Raw genomic sequence first — 17,909 nt, 5'->3', positions numbered from 1 at the left:
CGCCCGGAAGGGTGTTCCCGGTGGCGGGATGCGTCGCGAGCCCGCCTCGCTCACATGGACGAGAGGTCGTGATGCTGCATGGCCATGGGTTGTACCAGGAAGAGCACGAGGCGTTCCGGCGCACGGTGCGCGCGGTGGTGGACAAGGAGATCCTCCCGTTCGCCAACCAGTGGGAGGAGGCGGAGGAGTTCCCCCGGGAGCTGTTCGCCCGCTTCGGCGAGCTGGGCTTCCTGGGGCTGAAGTACCCGGAGGAGTACGGCGGCACGTCCGCGGGAGAGCTCTACGAAGCGGTGCTCCTGGAGGAGCTGGGACGCTGCGGGTCGGGCGGCGTGTCCGCGGGGCTGGGGGCTCAGTTCACCATCGCCACCGGGCCCCTCCATCTGTTCGGCACGGACGCGCAGAAGCGCCGCTGGCTCGCCCCGGCCATCCGCGGGGAGAAGGTCGGCGCGCTCGGAATCACGGAGCCGGACGCCGGCTCCGACGTCGCGGGCCTGCGCACCACCGCCCGGCGCGACGGGGACCACTTCGTCGTCAACGGCTCCAAGACGTACATCACCAACGGCGTGCGCGCGGACTTCGTGGTCATGGCGGTGAAGACGGACGCGTCCGCCGGCCACAAGGGCCTGTCCATGCTGGTGGTGGAGAAGGGCACGCCCGGCTTCACCGTCAGCCGCAAGCTGCGCAAGCTGGGCTGGCGCGCGTCCGACACGGCGGAGCTGTTCCTGGACGACTGCCGCGTCCCCGCGGAGAACCTCCTGGGCGTGGAGGGGCAGGGCTTCTCGCAGATCATGGGCAACTTCCAGTGGGAGCGCCTGTCGCTCGCGCTGGGCGCGGTGGGCGCCATGGACGACATGCTGGAGAAGGTCGTCGAGCACGTGAAGACGCGCCGGGCCTTCGGGCAGTCGCTCAGCCAGCTCCAGGTCGTGCGCCACAAGATCGCCGACCTGTTCACCGCTCGCGAGTGCGCGCGCCAGCTGACCTACCATGCGCTGCGCCTGCACGCCGCCGGGGAGTGGGCCGTCGCCCAGACGTCCATGGCGAAGAAGGTGGCCACGGAGACGGCCTGCCGGGTGGCGGACGAGTGCCTGCAGCTCCACGGCGGCGCTGGCTACATGATGGAGTACGACATCCAGCGCCACTGGCGGGACGCCCGGCTGGGCCCCATCGGCGGTGGGGCCAGCGAGGTGATGAACGAGATCATCGCCCGCCAGCTCGGCCTGTAGGGTGGGCAGCCGGCCCGGCGAGCGGGGCCGCGGGGCGCGCGGCATGGAAGAGGTCCCCGGGGGCCCGGGTTGAGTCCCGAGAGCCCCCGCGGAGGTCCTCGTGGAGCCCACCATCCTGTGTACCGAGCTTTACCTGCGCCTGGGAGACGACGAACTGCTCGTCATCGACTGTCGCAGCCCCACTGAATGGGAACGTCATGCCCTGCACATCCCCGGCGCGTTGAGGATGTCTCCCACCGAGGTGGCACGCGACCACCGCGTGCTCCCCGACGACGAGCTCATCGTCCTATGTGGCTGCGCGTCGGACGGCGCGGACCTGCGGCGTGTCTGCCGCCTGCTGCGCATGCACGGGCGTGACGCCGTGTGTCTGGACGGTGGACTCCAGGCGTGGATCCGCGGGGGATACCCCACCGAGCGCCACGTCCGCCCCCGGGCCGCCGCCCAGCACTGACGGGCGGTGGATGCAGCGCGTCGTCAAAGGGTGTATGGAGCGGCGGTCATCCTCCCTCGGAGAATCGCCCCCATGGCCAAGCTTCGTGCCGCCCTCATCGGCGCCACCGGACTCGCGGGTCAGCAGTTCATCGCCGCGCTGAAGGACCACCCGTACTTCGAGCTGACCGGCCTCGCCGCGTCGCCGCGCTCGGCGGGGAAAACCTACGGCGAGGCCCTGCGCAACGCCAACGGGATGACCGGGTGGTTCGTCTCCGAGAAGCTCTCGCCCCAGGTGGCCGCCATGAAGGTGGTCAGCGGCGACGCGCTCGAGGCCAAGGACTACGACCTCGTCTTCTCCGCCGTGGAGGCGGACGTCGCGCGCGAGCTGGAGCCGAAGCTCGCCCGGGACATCCCGGTCTTCTCCGCCGCCAGCGCCTTCCGCTACGAGGCGGACGTCCCCCTCATCATCCCCCCCGTCAACGCGTCCCACGCGCCGCTCGTCCGCGAGCAGCAGCGCCGCCGGGGATGGAAGGGCTTCATCGCCCCCAGCCCCAACTGCACCACCACGGGCCTGGCGGTGACGCTGGCCCCCCTGGCCGCGCGCTTCGGGGTGAAGGCCGTCATCATGACCAGCCTCCAGGCCATGTCCGGCGCCGGGCGCTCCCCGGGCGTCATCGGCATGGACATCCTCGACAACGTCATCCCCTACATCCCCAAGGAGGAGCACAAGGTCGAGGTGGAGACGAAGAAGATCCTCGGCGCCCTCGACTCGGGGGGTTCGGCCATCACCCCCCACGACCTCCGGGTCTCCTGCACCTGCACCCGCGTCAACGTCCTGGAGGGCCACACCGAGTCCGTCTTCGTCTCCCTGGCGACGAAGGCCACCGTGGCCGAGGTGACCCAGGCGATGCGCGAGTGGCGCGGCGCCGAGGTCGCCAACAACCTGCCGACGTCCCCTCCCGCGTGGATCGAGCTGATGGACGACCCCTTCCGTCCCCAGCCCCGTCTGGACCGCGAGACGCACGGCGGCATGGCCACCACGGTGGGGCGCGTGCGCGAGGACGGTGTACTGGAGAACGGCTTCAAGTACGTGCTCGTCTCCCACAACACGAAGATGGGCGCGGCGCGCGGGGCCATCCTCGGGGCGGAGCTGCTGCGGGCCCAGGGCCTGCTGGGCTGACAGCGCCGTTCGCTCGACACGCGACACAAATTCCGGGTGCCATCCCCGGTGTGACCCATTAGTCTGCGCGCCCACGGACGCGCTGAAGAATTCCTAGAGGAGAGTGTTCATGGCCTACGTCGTCGCCGACCCTTGCATCAAGTGCAAGTACACCGACTGTGTCGAGGTCTGCCCGGTCAACTGTTTCTACGAGGGGGCGAACTTCCTGGTCATCCACCCCGACGAGTGCATCGACTGCGGTGCCTGCGAGCCGGTGTGCCCCACCAAGGCCATCTTCCCGGAGACCGAGTTGCCGGAGAAGTGGAAGGAGTACAAGGCCCTCAACGCCGACTTCGCCACGAAGTGGCCGAACCTCGCGGAGAAGAAGAAGGAACTGCCCGAGGCCGAGGAGTTCAAGGCCAAGGACGGCAAGCGCTCGCTGCTGGACCCGAACCCGGGCAAGTAGCCGGACAGCGTCCGTGCGCTGGATGAAGGCCCTCCGCCGGTCTCCGGCGAGAGGGCCTTCGTCGTCTCGGGCGCCGTCACTCCGAGCGCAGGGTGCTCAGCCTCAGGCCCCGTGCCTCCAGGGCTTCGCGCAGGCGCTCCAGCGCCGCGCCGGGCACCGGAGCCCCCCGGCCCTGGATGCGGAGCGACACCTCCCGGGGGCCCGTCCGCTCGACCTCGACCGTCGCGGCCAGCGAGCCCCTCAGGCTCAGGCTCAGGGCGGGGCGCTGCGACTTCACGAAGACCTCGATGCGTTCGATGAGCTCGAGCGCCGCGTCGACCTGCGTCGTCGGGGCTTCCGTCGCCGCCGCGCCTGACGTCGTCGCGGCGTTCGAACCGCGAGGCGTCCCGGCGCCCGGCTCCATCCCCGTCTCGACTCGCGTGGGGTCCAGGGCAGGAGGTGGGCTGTCCTTCCGCGAGTCCTGGCCGGGGGACTGAGCGCTCCTCGGAAGCTCCCGCGCCAACTCCCGCGCGACGAGTTCCGTGAGGCGATGCTCGGCGTGCTCCTGCTGACGCGCGCCCGCCTCGCCGCGCGACGTGCTCAGCCGAAGGGACTCGGCATGCATCACCTGTCGCTTCGCCACGAGGGCCTCCGGGCTGGCCAGCGCCACGCGCGTCCGCGCCATGTCGGCTGTGGTGAGCGCCCCCGTCGTCGGCGTGGGCGCGGGGGCGGGGAGGGAACCGACGCCCGACGGACCTCTCTTGGGGGGCGAGGGTGGCGCGGTGCGCAGGGGCGCGCCCAAGGTCCCAGGCCGCGCTGGACGGGCGGTCCTGAGGGCTTCCTGGAACCGTGCGCCCTCGGGCGTGGCCTTGCTGGAGGGGGTGGCGCTGCGGGATGCGTCCGGACGGTCGACCTTCATGGCTGCCCTCGCGTGAAGTGGTGCGAGGGCGTGAGCAGGCCCCATGCCAGGGGCGCGGTGGCCGTCCTCCCACGCGGGGAGCGGTGGCTCCTCGGGGGGCCCGCGTGCGGTGGGTGGGACGGCCGTCTCGCGCCGCGGTCAGCGGAACTTGCCGAAGGCGCCGGGCTGGACGGGGGCGATACCCGTGAGGTCGTTGACCGCGAGCGGGCAGTTGGCCAGGGCCATGGGGTCGACGAAGGTGGCGATCTTCGTCCAGTCCCGGTCCTGGAAGATGAGGGCGTCGCGCAGCTCGATGGAGGTGATGCCCTTCTTGAACTCCCAGAAGCGGCCCCGGATGACCACGCGACTGCCCTTGAGGAGCTTGTTGAGGTCCATGTACTGCTTGTCGAGCAACTGGGCGGTGATCTCCACGCGCTCGCGCTTGCGCGGCTTGCCGAAGCGGAACTCGTAGGACGTGGTCGAGGCCGGCTCGGGCTCCATCCACACCATGCGAGCCATCATCTTCGCGGGCTCCGGCTCCTCGCCCTTCTTGAGGCGCTTCTTCTTCGGCTGCTCGAGCTTCACGTCGACGAGCTCCAGGCCGGCGAACGTGACGTCGTGGTCCAGGTAGTTGTCGCGGAAGAGGGCCTCGGCGGTGGAGGACGCCACGGAGTTCACCCGGAGCACCTCTTCCTTGTAGCGCTCGCGCAGCACGGGGATGGTGAGCAGGAAGCTGTCGATGGGCTGCACGCCGTCTGCGAGGAACTTGAGCCGGGGGATGTCGATGGCGGGGTAGTGCGGCAGGAGGGCCTCGGCGGTGGCCAGCCACTCGGCGCGCAGCTTCTTGTCGATGAGCACGCGGCGCACCATGGCCACGAAGAAGGTGTTGCCCTGGAACTGCGGCGTCACCAACTGCGTGTTGAGCGCGTGCGCGAGCACGGGGTCGAGCATGAAGTTCTCGTCGCGCTTGTGGAACAGCGGCCCCACCTCTCCGAGCATGGTCAGCAGCGCGCCCACCACCTGCGCGCAGCCCGCGTCCTCGGTGCCCTGGTCCAGCGCGCGGTACATGCGCGTGCGCACGAAGCGCCGGTCCAGGTCCGTGTCGCGGAAGACGGGGGCCTCGCCGGTGCCGAAGAAGACCTCCGGCTGGGCGGCGGCGGGCAGGGACAGCAGGCTCAGGGTGAGCGCGAACAGTCGGGCGAGTCGCATGCGGCCTGGAAGCCTATCACCCCGTGGCCTCCGTGGAGAGCCCCTGCTCCCTTGCGGGCGCGCTGACGGCCCGCGACACGAAGACGGCGGCTGCGACCTCCAGGACCGCGGCCACGGCGAAGAGCCGGTGCCCGCCGAGCCAGTCGTAGCCCGCGCCCGAGGACATGTAGCCCACGAGCCCCCCGAGCCCGAACGTGACGGCGGCGAACAGGGCCTGTCCCGACGCGCGCAGCTCCGGGGGCACGCGACGCGTGAGGAAGGCCACGCTCGCGACGTAGAACGCGCCGAAGGTCAGGCCGTGCAGCGGCGCCAGCGCCACCAGCCCTCCCGCCGTCGAGGTGAGGGCCATGCCGCCCCAGCGCACCGCGCTCGCCGCGAACGCGAACGTCAGCACCTGCCTCGGCGTCCGCGCCTCGGTGAGTCGCGGATAGAAGGCCATGACGCCGACCTCCGCCAGCACGCCCAGCCCGGCGACCAGCCCCACCACGGTGGTGGATAGCCCCAACTCCATGACGTGGATGGAGAAGGTGCCGTGGAACGGCGCGCAGGCCATCCAGTGCAGACAGGTGCCCGCGAGCAGCCAGCGCATGTCGGCGTGCCGCAGCAGCCGCAGGCCCGCGAGCGGATGCAGGCCCCGGTCGGGCGCGGTCGTGTCCTTCAGCAGGAGGCTCCACGGGACGAGCGCGGACAGCAGCAGCAGCGGCACGCGCACCACGGCGGGGCCTACGCCGGGCGCGAAGAGGCCGAAGAGGACGGTGGACACGATGAAGCCCACGGAGCCGAACAGGCGTACACGCGCGAACGAGTCCCCGGTGCGCGCCACGTGGTGGAGGGTGAGCGTGTCCATCAGCGGCGTGAACGACGACGCGAAGCAGGCGTAGAGCGCCATCGTCGCCACCAGCGCGGGGAAGGTGCGCGACGTCGCCACCAGGCTGAACGCGAGCGCCGCGCCGAGCGTCAGCGCGGTGAGGACCCGGGCCGCACGGCCAGTGCGGTCGGCGATATGTCCCCACAGGTGGGGAGCGAGCAGGGAGATGGCCGGCGACAGGCCCAGCAGCACACCCACCTGCGTCGCGGAGAGGGAGAGCGAGCGGAGGTACGCGGGCAGGAACGGCAGGATGATTCCCACCGAGGCGAAGTAGAGGAAGTAGAAGCCCGCCAGGGGGAGGCGTCGGGCGCCGGGGGCCAGGCTCATGAAGGGTTTGAACCTTGACATGTCCGGCCGCTTTTTCCGCCTGTTGACCTCGCTTTCTTTTGTGTACCTTGCCCTCGACATGGCCAGTCCCACGGAAACATCCGCGCCCGTCACCATCACCCAGATCCAGGGTGAGGCGGAGCTCATGCAGGCGCTCGCCATCCGCGAGGTGGTGTTCATCGAGGAGCAGCACGTCCCCGAGGGCATCGAGCGCGACGCCGAGGACGCGAACGCCTACCACGTCATCGCCTACCAGGGCGGCCACGCCATCGGCACGGGTCGGCTGGTGATGCTGCCCCAGCCTCCCACGGGGCAGCAGGGCAAGTGGGGGCAGGTGGGGCGCATGGCGGTGCTCCAGGCGCACCGCAAGGCCCGCGTGGGTTCGTTGCTGCTGACGTCGCTGGAGGACGAGGCGCGTCGCCGTGGCGTCGAGGGCATCATGCTGCACGCCCAGCTCTACGCGCTCGAGTTCTACAAGAAGCACGGCTACACGGCCGTGGGCTCGGTGTTCGAGGAAGGTGGCATCGACCACCTGGAGATGCACAAGCGCTTCTAGCCCTCAGCGGCGCGGAGGCCGGGGCGCGGGTGGCTGCGCGTGCCTCGGGTCCTCCGGCCACGAGTGGCGCGGGTACTTGCGGCACAGCTCCTTGCGGATCGCCGGGTAGTGCCGCTCCCAGAAGCCCGCGAGGTCCGTGGTCACCTGCACCGCGCGCATGTTGGGCGCGAGCAGATGGAGCACCAGCGGGACGCGCCCCGCGCAGACGCTGGGGCCCTGGGCCATTCCGAAGAAGTCCTGGAGGCGCGACTCGACCCAGGGCGGCTTGCCCGGCTCGTAGTGGACCTTGACGCCGCGGCCGCCGGGCAGCGTGACGCGCTCGGGCGCGTGGGCCGCGAGCAGGCGCTGCTGCTCCGACGAGAGGCGCGCGTACAGGGCATCCAGCAGCGACACACCCTCCAGGTCCTTGAAGCTGCGCGCGTCCGAGCACAGCGACGCGAGCGCGTCGCGCAGGAAGGCGTCATCCACGGTGGGGAACTTCGCCTCCGGGAAGGCCTGGGCGAGCAGGGCCACGCGGGTGCGCCACTGCTCCAGGGCCTCCGGGTCGGCGAACTGTCCTGGTCCCGCGGCGAGCGCCGCCTCGACGAGCACCCGGGCGGCTGCTTCCGAAGGCGGGGCGGGGGCGCGGGTCTCCTCGAGCACCAGGTTGCCGTAGGACAGGCGTGTGAGGCGCTCCACGCGGCGCGCGTCGGCGTTCCACTGGAGGGTGTCCACCTCCTCGAGCGTGTCGGGGTAGAGGTCGAGGAGCCACTCGGGCTCCACGGCGCTGGCCAGTCGCACGACGGCGCCGCGACCGGGGCGCTCCTCGGCGTCCACGGTGACCATGAGGTCCGCGTCCTGGACGACGCTCAGCTCGGAGAGGGACGCGGTGCCTCCGCCGAACATCAGCAGCTCCGGGGCGCGAGGTCGCCGCCGACGCGCGACGCGGTCCGGGTAGCCCGCGAGGATGCTGAGCATCAGGGCCTGCTCGACGTCTTCTGGGCGGTGGGGGCGCTCGGCCTGACCGCGCACCGCGCGCCGGAGCTGCTTCTGGACGCGGTCCACGGACTGCACCGCGCCCTGTTCGAGCGACAGCGAGTGCAGCCGGCCCGAGGCGAAGTTGGCGCGCTCGGCGTCCCGGAACCGCTCCAGCAACTCCAGCAGGTCGGAAGGGCCGCTGACCACGGCGGCCGCGCGGTGGCCTCCGCCCAGGTTGGCGCGGGCCTCTCGGCGGATGTCTCGTTCGCCCATGAGGGCCGCGAGCGTGGCGGCCTCGGCGCCCACACCGCGGCGTTCGCCCTCGACGATGACGCGGGCCTGGCGTGGGTGGACGGGGAAGCGCAGGAGCCGCTTGCCGATGTCCGTCACCTGTCCCCGAGCGTCCACGGCGCCCAGCCTGTCGAGCAGGGTCTCCGCGGCCTCGAGTGACGCGGCGGGAGGAGCCTCGAAGAAGGGGAAGGCGCCCAGGTCGGTGACGCCGGACGCGCGCAGGGCGAGGATCGTCTCGGCCAGGTCCATGCGGCGGATCTCCGGCGCTTCCTGCTCGGGGCGGCCGTCGAAGTCGTGCTGGGTGTAGAGCCGCAGACAGTGTCCGGCGCGGGTACGGCCCGCGCGGCCCGCGCGTTGGATGGCGGAGGCGCGGCTGACCTTGGACAGCTTGAGTGTGGGCAGACCGGACCAGGGCGAGTGACTGGCGACGCGGGCGAGGCCGGTGTCGATGACCACGGCCACGCCATCGATGGTGACGGACGTCTCCGCGACGTTGGTGGAGAGGATGAGCTTGCGGCGCGAGCTGCGGCGCACGGCGCGGTCCTGCTCGGCCGGGGTCAGGTCTCCGTGGAGGGGGAGCACGTCGGTGTCGTGCCGTTCGGCGAACTCCGCGCAGGCGTCGCGGGTGCGGCGGATCTCTCCCGCGCCTGGGAGGAACACGAGGATGTCGCCGTCGACGCCGTTCGCGAACAGGCGCTTGAGGCCGGAGAGCACCTGTTGGTCCAGGTGACGGTCATCGGGCGCGGGCAGGTACTCCACGCTCACGTCGAAGCGGCGCCCCTGGGAGCGGAGGGAGGGACAGCCGCCCAGGTAGGCGCGCACCGGTTCGGCCTCCAGCGTCGCGGACATGACGACGAGCTTGAGGTCGGGGCGTTGTCCTTCCTGGAGTCGCCGGAGCATGGCGAGGGAGATGTCGGCGGAAAGGTGCCGCTCGTGGAACTCGTCGAGCACGACGATGCCCACGTCGCGCAGCGTGGGGTCGGTCAGCAGGCGGCGTCCGAGGACGCCCTCGGTGACGAAGGACAGGCGCGTCTTCGGGCCACGGACGTCCTCGAAGCGGACCTGGTATCCGACCGTCTCGCCCACGCGCTCGCCAATCTCATCGGAGACCCGTTGCGCGGCGAGGCGCGTGGGGAGCCGACGAGGCTGGAGGACGACGATCTCCTTGCCCTGACCGAGTCCCGCTTCGAGCAGCGCGCGAGGTACACGTGTCGTCTTTCCCGCGCCGGGGGGCGCCTCGAGCACGAGTGACCTCGCGCCACGCAACGTGGAGACGATCTCCGGCAGGAGCGGGTCGATGGGAAGGGGGGCGTCCGCCATGGACGGGTTCCTCTCACGCGGCGGGGTGGGGCCCGCTCAGGATGTTTCGGTGCCAGCGGTGTCGGATGCGCCCTTCTTCTTGCGCACGCGAGGCCCCTGCGCGCGAGCGGCCTCCTGCGTGTGCTCGGCTCGGGGCGAGGGCTCGCCGCCGGCCGCCCGCTTCGGCGCGGATGCCTCCTCGGTGGGGAGTGCATCGGCGCCGGTCGCATTCTTCCGGTCTGGGGCGTGGGTCGACGCTTGTGGGGAAGCGGTGCTCGCGGTCCGCTTCGGTGCGGATGCCTCCCCGGCGGAGAATGCGTCGGCGCCGGTCGCCTGCTTCCGGCCTGGGGCGTGGGCCGATGCCTGTGGGGAAGCGGTGCTCGCGGTCCGCTTTCGCGCGGGCGCGTCTTCGGTCGAGGAGGCCCGCGCATCGGCGGCGGTCGTCTGCTTGCGTCCCGGCGCGTGTCCGGAGGAGGCGGGGGCATCGTCGGAGGGAGCGCTGTGTTCGTGCGCATCCTCGGTCGGGGCGGCATCGACGCTGGAGGCCGACTTGCGCCCCGGCGCGACCTCGGCCGCCGGCGCGTCCGACGCACGTACGCCCTTCTTTCGGTGGACGGGACGCGCGGGAGCCGTCGCTCCGACGCCCTCTTCGGTGGAAGACGTCGCGTCACCTTCGGCGGCGACCTCCGATGCGTGGACTTCGGGGGCGCCGCTCGCCGCGGTGGCCTCGGTGTCCGTCGCGGATGCCACGGATGAACCGTCCCCGGTGGGCGTGTCGAGGTCGGTCTCGTCATCGTCCGACGCAGCGGCCTCGGTGGGGGCGAGGTCGTGTTCGGGGCCTCCAGCATCGAGCGCGGCGACTTCAGCCAGCTCGGCCTCGGTGGGCTCCATGGAGTCCGCGGGCTCGGAGTCGAGCCCGGGGATGCCGTCGTCGGTGAGGGCCAGGCCCCGACCCGCGCGGCGCTTCGGTTTGAGGCCGAGTCCCGCGGCTTCGTAGACGCTGGGCACGGGGACCAGCGCGGCCTCGGAGAGCAGTCGTGCCTGGCGCAGGGCCACGTCGAGCTTGCGACCCAGTGCGACGAGCTCCTCGCGCAGGACGGTCTCGACCTCGGGGGCAAGGGGGGCGGGCTCGTGACTCGAGCGCCAGGCCGCGTGGGCCGTCAGGACCTGCTCCATGACGGGACGCACGAGTGCGAAGTCGTCGCGAGCGAAGATGCGCGCCACGTAGGTGCTGCGCGTGCGGCGCTCGAAAGAGGTGGCGTACTCGACGATGACGTCGCGGGGCGCGCGGCGAAGCTGGGGGAACTTCAGGTGGGGGAAGAGCGCCTCGATGACGGGCGCGCGACTGCTGGCGGTGAAGGTGATTCCGGCTTGGAGCTTCTCCAGCGAGTCGACCCACAACCCGAGCTGCTGGAAGGCGTACTCCTCGCGGGCCTCTTCCAGTTCGGGCAGGTCCTTGACCCGGTCGAGGACGTCCGCGGAGGGTTCCCGGGAGGTGCGCACCAGCTCCAGGGCGGTGGCGAGCCACCCCTTCTCGGCCTCGAGGCCCGGCCTGCCGGTGAGCATCTCTCCGGCGGTGGCGAGTCGGCTCTCGAATGCCTCTGCGAAGCGGATGAGCTCATAGGACTCGAGCGTGGACGACATGCGGACGGGCTCCTCGAAGGGGCGGCGGAGATACCACACCCGGTGGGCATCTCCGAGTGGGGGCGGCGTCAGCGCTCGCCGAGCAGGACCGCGAGCGCCTCGCGGTGCGAGAAGTCGGGGAAGGCGGCATGCGCGCCCGCCGCGAGGAGGGCCTCGGCGGTGAAGGTCCCGGTACCCACGCCGATGCACTCCGCGCCGATGCCCAGGGCCGCGTCGACGTCCTTGGGTGTGTCGCCGATGACGACGACGCGGCAGTCGGCCAGAGGGGCACCGAGCAGCGCGGCGCCGGCCTGCGCGCCGTGGCGGATCAGCTCCACGCGGTCCTCGTGGTCGCAGCCGAAGCCACCGAAGTCGAACTGGTCGTAGATGTTCACGCGCTCGAGCTTCACCCGGGCGCCCTCACGGATGTTGCCGGTGCCCAGGCCCACGGCGAAGCCGGGGCGCGTGCGGGCTTCGAGAACGGCTTCTCGCATGCCTGGGTAGACGCGGTAGCGCTCGTCATCGACCTTGGCCACCTCGTCCGCCAGGTAGGTGAGGTACGAGGCGATGCCCGTGTCGATGGCGGCTTCGCTGTCTTCGACGCCGATGATGCGCAGCGCCTTGCGGACGATGCCCCGGTCCGTCATGCCCGACATGTGGAACGAGTCGCAGGCGTCGATGCGGCCGTGGAGCTGTTCGAAGGCGCGGTTCATGGCGCGCCGCCCGGCCCCGCCGGTGGTGATGAGGGTGCCATCGATATCGAACAGGAGGACCGTGGGGCGCATGGCCCCCATCTAACGGAAGGCTCGTGCCGAGGCGAGCCCCGAGTCACGCCAGTGCCGTCACGGCTCCGCGAGGCTGAGGCCCCGCTGGAGGGCTTCGCGGACCAGCGGACGTTCCTCGACGGGCAGGCGCTCCTCCAGCGCCAGTCGGGCCTGCTGCCCGCCCAGCCGCCCGAGCGCCACGGCGACGGCCTCGCGCACCTGGTCCTCCTGATCCATCAGACGCGGGGTGAGGACCGGGATGGCGCCGATCCCCAGGCATCGCCCGAGTGACTGCGCGGCGCTGACGCGGACCTCCGCTGGCGCGTGGACATCCGCGAGGACTTCCTGAAGGGGGTTGGCGCCCAGGGACGGGTCGAGCAACGCGAGTGGGGCCACCGCGCGGGTTCGTCGAGATGCGGGCGCGGAGCCATCCACGACCAGGGCGCTGAGGACGGGGATGGCCTGTGGCCCGAGTCGTCGCCAGCTCTCTTCCTCAGGTGCTCCCGGCGCGTCGAGCAGGGCCAGCACGCGCGCCTGGAGGTCGCCCGAGGGGGCGCTCTGCGCGGAGGAGCCCGCGGACGGGTCGACCATCGTCTGGCGGTACGCCGCGGCCGAGACGCCCGCGGGGCCCACGGCGAGCCCCAGTCCCAGCGCCACGGTCCACCAACGCCCGCGCTTGGCGCGGGGAGGTGAGGCTGCGGAGCCGGGCAGGGTGGGGAATGTCGGGGTGGTCATGAGGGCGCTCCCCTGATGGCGTGAGGTCCAAGTGTACATGCCGGACGCCCGTTCTGGCTCGATGCACAATAGAGTGCCGGGACGATGGCCGGACGCGTCTTCTTCTTCTTGCAGCACGCAACGTACGAGCCCGCGTTCCAGGCGAGCTCGATGGGTATCACCGCCGCGGCGATGGGGGACGAGGTGTACTTCGTCTTCGCATTCGACGCGCTGCGGGCTCTGGTGGATGGCCGTTTCGGTCAGCCGGAGCGGGAGGTGGAGCACGCCGAGCATGCACGGGGAGAGGCTCTCGGGGTGCCCGCGCCCGCGAAGATGCTGGAGGAGGCGCGTGGGCTGGGGGCGAAGGTCATCGCCTGCGACACGACGGTGCGTCTGTGCGGCTACGAGCCGGATGCGTTGCGGGCCGCGCTCGACGAGGTGATGGGGCTCGCCTCACTGTGGCGCCTGACGCAAGGCGCTCGCATGCTCTCGCTGTAGGTCCGAGGCTCGAGCCTGGCCGGGCAGGCGTGGATGTCGTCCAGTTGGCACCACGAGTGTGTCCTCTCGGGTGACGAAGTCGACTCTCGCTGTAACGTCGCAGTCCCAGTCAAATGGCTGGGGGACGGTCTGCGGACGCTGTAGCCTCGGGACCGAGTCACGCGTTACTCTGTCCCCACGCCGTCCCCCCGAAGAACCCGGCCGCGCGGAAGCATCGCGTCCCCACGAGAAGCAGAAGGAATCCATCACCTATGCGCGCCAAGCAGATTCTCCTGAGCGCCCTGGCCCTCGGCGCCTTCACCAGCGTCGTCATGGCGGGGTGTCAGTCGTACGACTTCGAGCGGGTGGAGCCACTCGCCATCGCCGCGACGCTGAAGGCGGTGGAAGTCAAGGCCCTCGCCAGCAAGCCCAACGCCATGCTGCTGGTGGACGTCTCCGGATCGATGACGGGCCCCGTGGATCCGAGTCGCTCGTCCTGCATGGTGACGAACAACCAGGGGGACACGGTGCTGTGCCGCGGCGAAAACCCCTGCCCGACGGCCACCTGCCCCACGCGCTGGACGGAGCTGCAGGCGGCTGTGCCCCAGTTCCTTGCGAACAGCGGCGCCTTCGTTCGCTACGGCCTCACGACCTATCCCCAGGCGACCACCGGCTCGGGGGTCGGGGCTTGCTTCGCCCCCACCGAGCAGTCGGTCCGGCAGCCCCTGCCCGCGGAGGAGGATGACGCGTCGCTCGTGGCGAACGCGGAGGCCATCAACCAGATCATTCAGGGCATCCCGAACTTTGGTACGGGCCAGCCCCTGGGCGGCACCCCGACGAGCATGAGTCTCGCCTACGTGGGGAACCTGGCGAGCCTCCAGTCTGACGACCGTAACGACTACGTCATCCTGCTGACGGACGGCCTGCCCAACTGCAACGAGTTCAACCCGTACTCCTACGACACGGACGCGGCGAACTGCCGGTGCACCATCGAAAACAATGGGTGCACGAGCTCCTTCCTCAAGCGTGGCTGCCTCGACAAGACGGCGTCCGTGGATGCGGTGACGACGCTTGCCAACAAGAAGATCACCACCATCGTCATCGGCTTTGGCGCCGAGACGGCAGCGGGGGATGGCCCCGATGTCCTCCAGGCGATGGCGGTCGCGGGTGGCTTCCAGCGCAAGTGCACGAGCCCCACGTCGTGCGGCGCCAACGATACGTGCAACCTGACCACGGGTCTGTGCAACCGTCAGTTCTTCCAGGCGGGCAACCAGGCGGAGCTCTCTGCGGCCCTGGAGCAGATCAGCAAGGAGATCCGGAATCCCGAGCCGTGCTTCGTGCCGCTCGAGCCTGCGGAGATGCCCTCCGACCCCAAGCTGATCCTCGTTTACGTCGAGGGCGAGAAGCTCGCCTCCGGGGACAACACCTGGGTCCTGGGCGCGCACTCGACGCTCGGCTCGGGAGTCATCTTCAACGGCTCGACGTGCGAGCGGCTGAAGAACTCGCGGCCCGAGGCCCCGGTGAACGTCGAGGTCCGCGCCATCCGCCAGCAGTAGTGGCGGTCGGTCGGGAGCCCGCGGCTTTACCCGGAGCGGGGCGGGGATTATAGGTCCCCCGCCTTCCGGCCCGGCCGGGGCTCCCGCCCATGAAAGTCACCCTCCTTTCGCGCTCCGCTTCCATCCCGTCCACTCGGCGCCTTGTCGAGGCGGGGCGCGCGAGGGGCCACCGGATGCGCGTGCTCAACCCTCTCCGGGTGCAGATGCACCTGGATGGGGGGAGCGCGACGCTCTACTACGATCGTAAGAAGCTGGCCCCCACGGACGTCCTCGTTCCGCGCATCGCCCAGTCCATCAACACCTACGGCCTGGCGGTGGTGAACCAGTTCGCGCTGGGGGGTGTGGCGCTCGTCAACCACGCCCAGGCCATCGCGATGTCGCGCAGCAAGATGCGCTCGCTCCAGCTCCTGTCCGCGCATGGCATCGACATCCCCGCGACGGTGATGGCGCGTGACGCCGCGCACCTCAAGGAGATGGTGGGGCTGGTCGGTGGCGTGCCGGTGCTGGTGAAGCTGTTGCAGGGGCAGGAGAAGCACGGCGTCATGGTGTGCGAGAGCCTCCAGTCGTTGGAGGCCGCGCTCGAGGCGGTGCTGGGGCTCGGCCACAACCTGGTCATGCAGGAGTACGTGAAGAGCACCAGCCAGGACGTGCGTGTGCTCGTCGTGGGGGGCAAGGCCATCGCCGCGGTGCGGCGACGTCCTCGGGCCGGGCGCCTGGCGCACACCCTCATCAAGGGCGCGAGGCTGGAGGCCATGGAGCTGTCCCCAGGCCAGCGCGCCACGGCGGAGAAGGCGACACGGCTGGTGGGGCTGGAGGTCGCGGCGGTGGACCTGCTCGACGTGGAGGAAGGTCACCCCAAGGTCTTCGAGGTGAACAGCTCCCCCGCGCTGCCGGAGATGGAGGCGGCCACGGGGATGGACCTGGCCACGCCCATCATCGTCCGGGCCGAGGAACTGGTGGCCGGGCAGGCCCCTGTCTCCCTGCCGGATCTGGGGCCCGCGCAGACTCCGGTGTCCTCCCTCGAAACGCCTGCGCCGGGGCCGCGTGGCAAGCGCAACGCGCGTCCACCCCGGAGCGGGACGGGGGAGGGGTGAAGAGAATGGCGTCCTCTTCGTCCCAGGCGTGATACGCAGCACCCCCTTCCAGGAGACCCCTCCCATGCCGCACATCCGAACCTTCTCTCCCGTGGCCGCGCTACTGCTGGCCCTGTCCTGGGGCGCGCCCGCGCTCGCCGACGAGGTCGACCCGGCGAGCCTCTACGAGGTCTCCACGGAGGGCTCCTCCGCGCAGCTCAAGGCCGGGGAGAAGGGTGTGTTCGTGGTCTCCGTCAAGACGAAGCCGGGCGCGCACGTCTCGGACGAGGCGCCGCTGAAGCTCGAGGTGAAGGGGGCGCACGTCTCGGTGGCCAAGGAGAAGCTGGGCCGTGAGGACTCCGTGTCGAAGAAGGCGGCGGGCCAGGAGTTCGTGGACCCGCGCTTCGAGGTCCCCCTGACGGCGACGGCCGCCGGCAAGGGCTCGGTGGACGCGAAGCTGGTCTTCTTCATCTGCACCGAGAAGATCTGCGCGCGTCAGCAGAAGACCCTCTCCGTCCCCGTCGAGGTCCTCTAGTTCCCATGCGTGAGCGTCCCCCCCGAGGTCAGCGTGAGGGCGGTGAGTCCCAGTCCCGCTTCGTCCATGGAGTCAACCCGGTCCTCGAGGCCCTCCGGGCCCGCCCGGACGAGGCCGAGCGCCTCTACATGGTGGAAGGGCAGGTTGGTGCCCGGGCGGCCGGGGAGCTGTTGAGCCGCGCCCGGGACTCGGGCGTCCGCGTGGAGAAGGTGACGCGCGAGCGGCTGGGCGCGATGGCCGAGGGCGGCGTCCACCAGGGCGTGGTGCTGGAGCTGCGCGGCTTCCGCTACTCGGAGCTGGAGGACATCCTGGAGGCGGCGCAGGCCAGCAAGCGGCCGGCGCTGGTGGTGGTGCTGGATGGCATCCAGGACCCGCACAACCTGGGGGCCATCATCCGGTCGGCCCACGCGCTCGGGGCCCATGGCGTCGTCATCGCCAAGGACCGGGCCGTCCAGGTGACGGGCACCGTGGCCAAGGCATCCGCGGGCGCTGTGGAGCACACGCTCATCGCCCGCGTGGTGAACATCTCCCGGGCGTTGGAGGAGTTGAAGGCGGCGGGCCTGTGGGTGGCGGCGGCGGACGTGGACGCGACCGAGCCCATGTGGAGCGCTCGGCTGGACGGGCCCTTGGCCCTCGTCGTGGGGGCCGAGGGGGGCGGTGTCCGGGAAGGGGTCCTCAAGCACTGCGACCACCGCCTGCGGATTCCCATGGCAGGTCAGGTCGGTTCACTGAATGCGTCCGTTTCCGCCGGCATTCTGCTATACGAGGTCGCGCGGCAGCGGGGCAGCGCTCGCTCGCCTGCCAGCCAGCACTCGGGATCAAACCCCTTGACTTGAGTGATGGGGACTTCTAAAAGGGCGCGCCTCGCACATCGGTGCCGGGTTGTTGACGGTGCCGGTGGAGGTAGGGTAGGGCGGTGGGTAGGGTGCCGGGTGAGTGCCGGTGTAGCTCAGTCGGTAGAGCAACTGATTTGTAATCAGTAGGTCGCGGGTTCAAGTCCCGCCGCCGGCCAAGCAGGACGAGGCCGCGGGATGAGGGCCTCGGCAGAGCAGTTGGGGTTGTAGTCAGGGGTCGGTTGTCAAAATATTCGGAGGGATACCCAAGCGGCCAAAGGGAGCAGACTGTAAATCTGCCGGCTCTACGCCTTCGATGGTTCGAATCCATCTCCCTCCAATCGGCAACGCGGGAATAGCTCAGTTGGTAGAGCGTCAGCCTTCCAAGCTGAATGTCGTGGGTTCGAATCCCATTTCCCGCTCCAAACGTTGTAGTCCACAGCATCGCCAAGCCCTGATAGCTCAGTTGGCAGAGCGCATCCTTGGTAAGGATGAGGTCACCAGTTCAATCCTGGTTCAGGGCTCCATTTTTTAGAGGAGTGTCATGGCCAAGGAGAAGTTCGAGCGTAACAAGCCCCACGTGAACATCGGCACGATCGGACACGTGGACCACGGCAAGACGTCGCTGACGGCGGCCATCACGAAGGTGCTGGCGAAGACGGGCGGCGCC

General features: G+C 70.4%; 18 protein-coding genes and 4 tRNA genes. 15 read left to right on the top strand and 7 right to left on the bottom strand.

Features of this window, described 5'->3' with window-relative positions; translation table 11 throughout:
* Window positions 1-71 precede the first annotated feature (71 nt).
* From LZ198_RS20400 to fdxA, 4 genes are all read left to right on the top strand, one after another.
* Window positions 72-1,223: an acyl-CoA dehydrogenase family protein gene (locus LZ198_RS20400; protein ID WP_253973826.1), complete on the top strand. Its 1,152-nt coding sequence runs from the start codon at window positions 72-74 to the stop codon at window positions 1,221-1,223.
* 100 nt (window positions 1,224-1,323) lie between these two features.
* On the top strand, window positions 1,324-1,674 hold the full coding sequence (locus tag LZ198_RS20395; RefSeq protein WP_253973690.1) for a rhodanese-like domain-containing protein: 351 nt from the start codon (window positions 1,324-1,326) through the stop codon (window positions 1,672-1,674).
* Between the two features lie 72 nt (window positions 1,675-1,746).
* On the top strand, window positions 1,747-2,835 hold the full coding sequence (asd, locus tag LZ198_RS20390; RefSeq protein ID WP_253973689.1) for an aspartate-semialdehyde dehydrogenase: 1,089 nt from the start codon (window positions 1,747-1,749) through the stop codon (window positions 2,833-2,835).
* A 109-nt stretch (window positions 2,836-2,944) separates the two neighbouring features.
* Window positions 2,945-3,280 carry a ferredoxin FdxA gene (gene fdxA, locus LZ198_RS20385; RefSeq protein WP_253973688.1) on the top strand — a complete coding sequence of 112 codons (336 nt, stop codon included), beginning with the start codon at window positions 2,945-2,947 and terminating at the stop codon, window positions 3,278-3,280.
* Window positions 3,281-3,356: 76 nt separating this feature from the next.
* On the opposite strand, the gene LZ198_RS20380 is transcribed toward fdxA, so the two are convergent.
* The 3 genes from LZ198_RS20380 to LZ198_RS20370 all read right to left on the bottom strand — a co-directional run bounded on the left by LZ198_RS20380 (window position 3,357) and on the right by LZ198_RS20370 (window position 6,582).
* Entirely contained in the window at window positions 3,357-3,944 is a 588-nt protein-coding gene (locus LZ198_RS20380; protein WP_253973687.1) for a hypothetical protein, read from the bottom strand.
* A 372-nt stretch (window positions 3,945-4,316) separates the two neighbouring features.
* Window positions 4,317-5,366, bottom strand: a complete 1,050-nt coding sequence (locus LZ198_RS20375; protein WP_253973686.1) for a hypothetical protein — start codon at window positions 5,364-5,366, stop codon at window positions 4,317-4,319.
* Between the two features lie 16 nt (window positions 5,367-5,382).
* Entirely contained in the window at window positions 5,383-6,582 is a 1,200-nt protein-coding gene (locus tag LZ198_RS20370) for an MFS transporter (protein WP_253973685.1), read from the bottom strand.
* A 58-nt stretch (window positions 6,583-6,640) separates the two neighbouring features.
* On the opposite strand from LZ198_RS20370, the gene LZ198_RS20365 reads away from it, so the two are divergent.
* Window positions 6,641-7,117, top strand: coding sequence for a GNAT family N-acetyltransferase (locus tag LZ198_RS20365; protein ID WP_253973684.1), 477 nt, complete (start codon window positions 6,641-6,643; stop codon window positions 7,115-7,117).
* A gap of 3 nt (window positions 7,118-7,120) precedes the next feature.
* Here LZ198_RS20365 and hrpB read toward each other — a convergent pair whose 3' ends face one another.
* The 4 genes from hrpB to LZ198_RS20345 all read right to left on the bottom strand — a co-directional run bounded on the left by hrpB (window position 7,121) and on the right by LZ198_RS20345 (window position 12,786).
* Window positions 7,121-9,685, bottom strand: coding sequence for an ATP-dependent helicase HrpB (gene hrpB / locus LZ198_RS20360; protein WP_253973683.1), 2,565 nt, complete (start codon window positions 9,683-9,685; stop codon window positions 7,121-7,123).
* Between the two features lie 36 nt (window positions 9,686-9,721).
* Window positions 9,722-11,308, bottom strand: coding sequence for a hypothetical protein (locus LZ198_RS20355; protein WP_253973682.1), 1,587 nt, complete (start codon window positions 11,306-11,308; stop codon window positions 9,722-9,724).
* Between the two features lie 68 nt (window positions 11,309-11,376).
* Window positions 11,377-12,081, bottom strand: coding sequence for an HAD family hydrolase (locus tag LZ198_RS20350; RefSeq protein WP_253973681.1), 705 nt, complete (start codon window positions 12,079-12,081; stop codon window positions 11,377-11,379).
* Window positions 12,082-12,129: 48 nt separating this feature from the next.
* Window positions 12,130-12,786, bottom strand: coding sequence for a HEAT repeat domain-containing protein (locus LZ198_RS20345; protein ID WP_253973680.1), 657 nt, complete (start codon window positions 12,784-12,786; stop codon window positions 12,130-12,132).
* An 84-nt stretch (window positions 12,787-12,870) separates the two neighbouring features.
* Here LZ198_RS20345 and LZ198_RS20340 point away from each other — a divergent pair, with 84 nt between their 5' ends.
* From LZ198_RS20340 to LZ198_RS20295, 10 genes are all read left to right on the top strand, one after another.
* Window positions 12,871-13,263: a DsrE family protein gene (locus LZ198_RS20340; protein ID WP_253973679.1), complete on the top strand. Its 393-nt coding sequence runs from the start codon at window positions 12,871-12,873 to the stop codon at window positions 13,261-13,263.
* A 251-nt stretch (window positions 13,264-13,514) separates the two neighbouring features.
* Window positions 13,515-14,798, top strand: a complete 1,284-nt coding sequence (gene cglB, locus LZ198_RS20335) for an adventurous gliding motility lipoprotein CglB (RefSeq protein WP_253973678.1) — start codon at window positions 13,515-13,517, stop codon at window positions 14,796-14,798.
* An 89-nt stretch (window positions 14,799-14,887) separates the two neighbouring features.
* Window positions 14,888-15,892 carry an ATP-grasp domain-containing protein gene (locus LZ198_RS20330; protein ID WP_253973677.1) on the top strand — a complete coding sequence of 335 codons (1,005 nt, stop codon included), beginning with the start codon at window positions 14,888-14,890 and terminating at the stop codon, window positions 15,890-15,892.
* Between the two features lie 64 nt (window positions 15,893-15,956).
* Window positions 15,957-16,406: a hypothetical protein gene (locus tag LZ198_RS20325; protein ID WP_253973676.1), complete on the top strand. Its 450-nt coding sequence runs from the start codon at window positions 15,957-15,959 to the stop codon at window positions 16,404-16,406.
* A gap of 5 nt (window positions 16,407-16,411) precedes the next feature.
* Window positions 16,412-17,242 (top strand): 23S rRNA (guanosine(2251)-2'-O)-methyltransferase RlmB, encoded by an 831-nt coding sequence (rlmB, locus tag LZ198_RS20320; RefSeq protein ID WP_253973675.1) that lies wholly within the window; start codon window positions 16,412-16,414, stop codon window positions 17,240-17,242.
* A gap of 102 nt (window positions 17,243-17,344) precedes the next feature.
* A tRNA-Thr gene (locus LZ198_RS20315) sits at window positions 17,345-17,417 on the top strand.
* Window positions 17,418-17,495: 78 nt separating this feature from the next.
* Window positions 17,496-17,579: transfer RNA gene (locus tag LZ198_RS20310), tRNA-Tyr, on the top strand.
* 9 nt (window positions 17,580-17,588) lie between these two features.
* Window positions 17,589-17,664: transfer RNA gene (locus LZ198_RS20305), tRNA-Gly, on the top strand.
* Window positions 17,665-17,690: 26 nt separating this feature from the next.
* Window positions 17,691-17,766, top strand: a tRNA-Thr gene (locus LZ198_RS20300).
* A 17-nt stretch (window positions 17,767-17,783) separates the two neighbouring features.
* A partial coding sequence (locus LZ198_RS20295) for a GTP-binding protein (protein WP_229908275.1) occupies window positions 17,784-17,909 on the top strand: 126 nt, incomplete at its 3' end.

This window comes from Myxococcus dinghuensis (assembly GCF_024198235.1).
Lineage (GTDB): Bacteria > Myxococcota > Myxococcia > Myxococcales > Myxococcaceae > Myxococcus > Myxococcus dinghuensis.
This window is presented reverse-complemented; position numbering and strand designations above follow the sequence as displayed.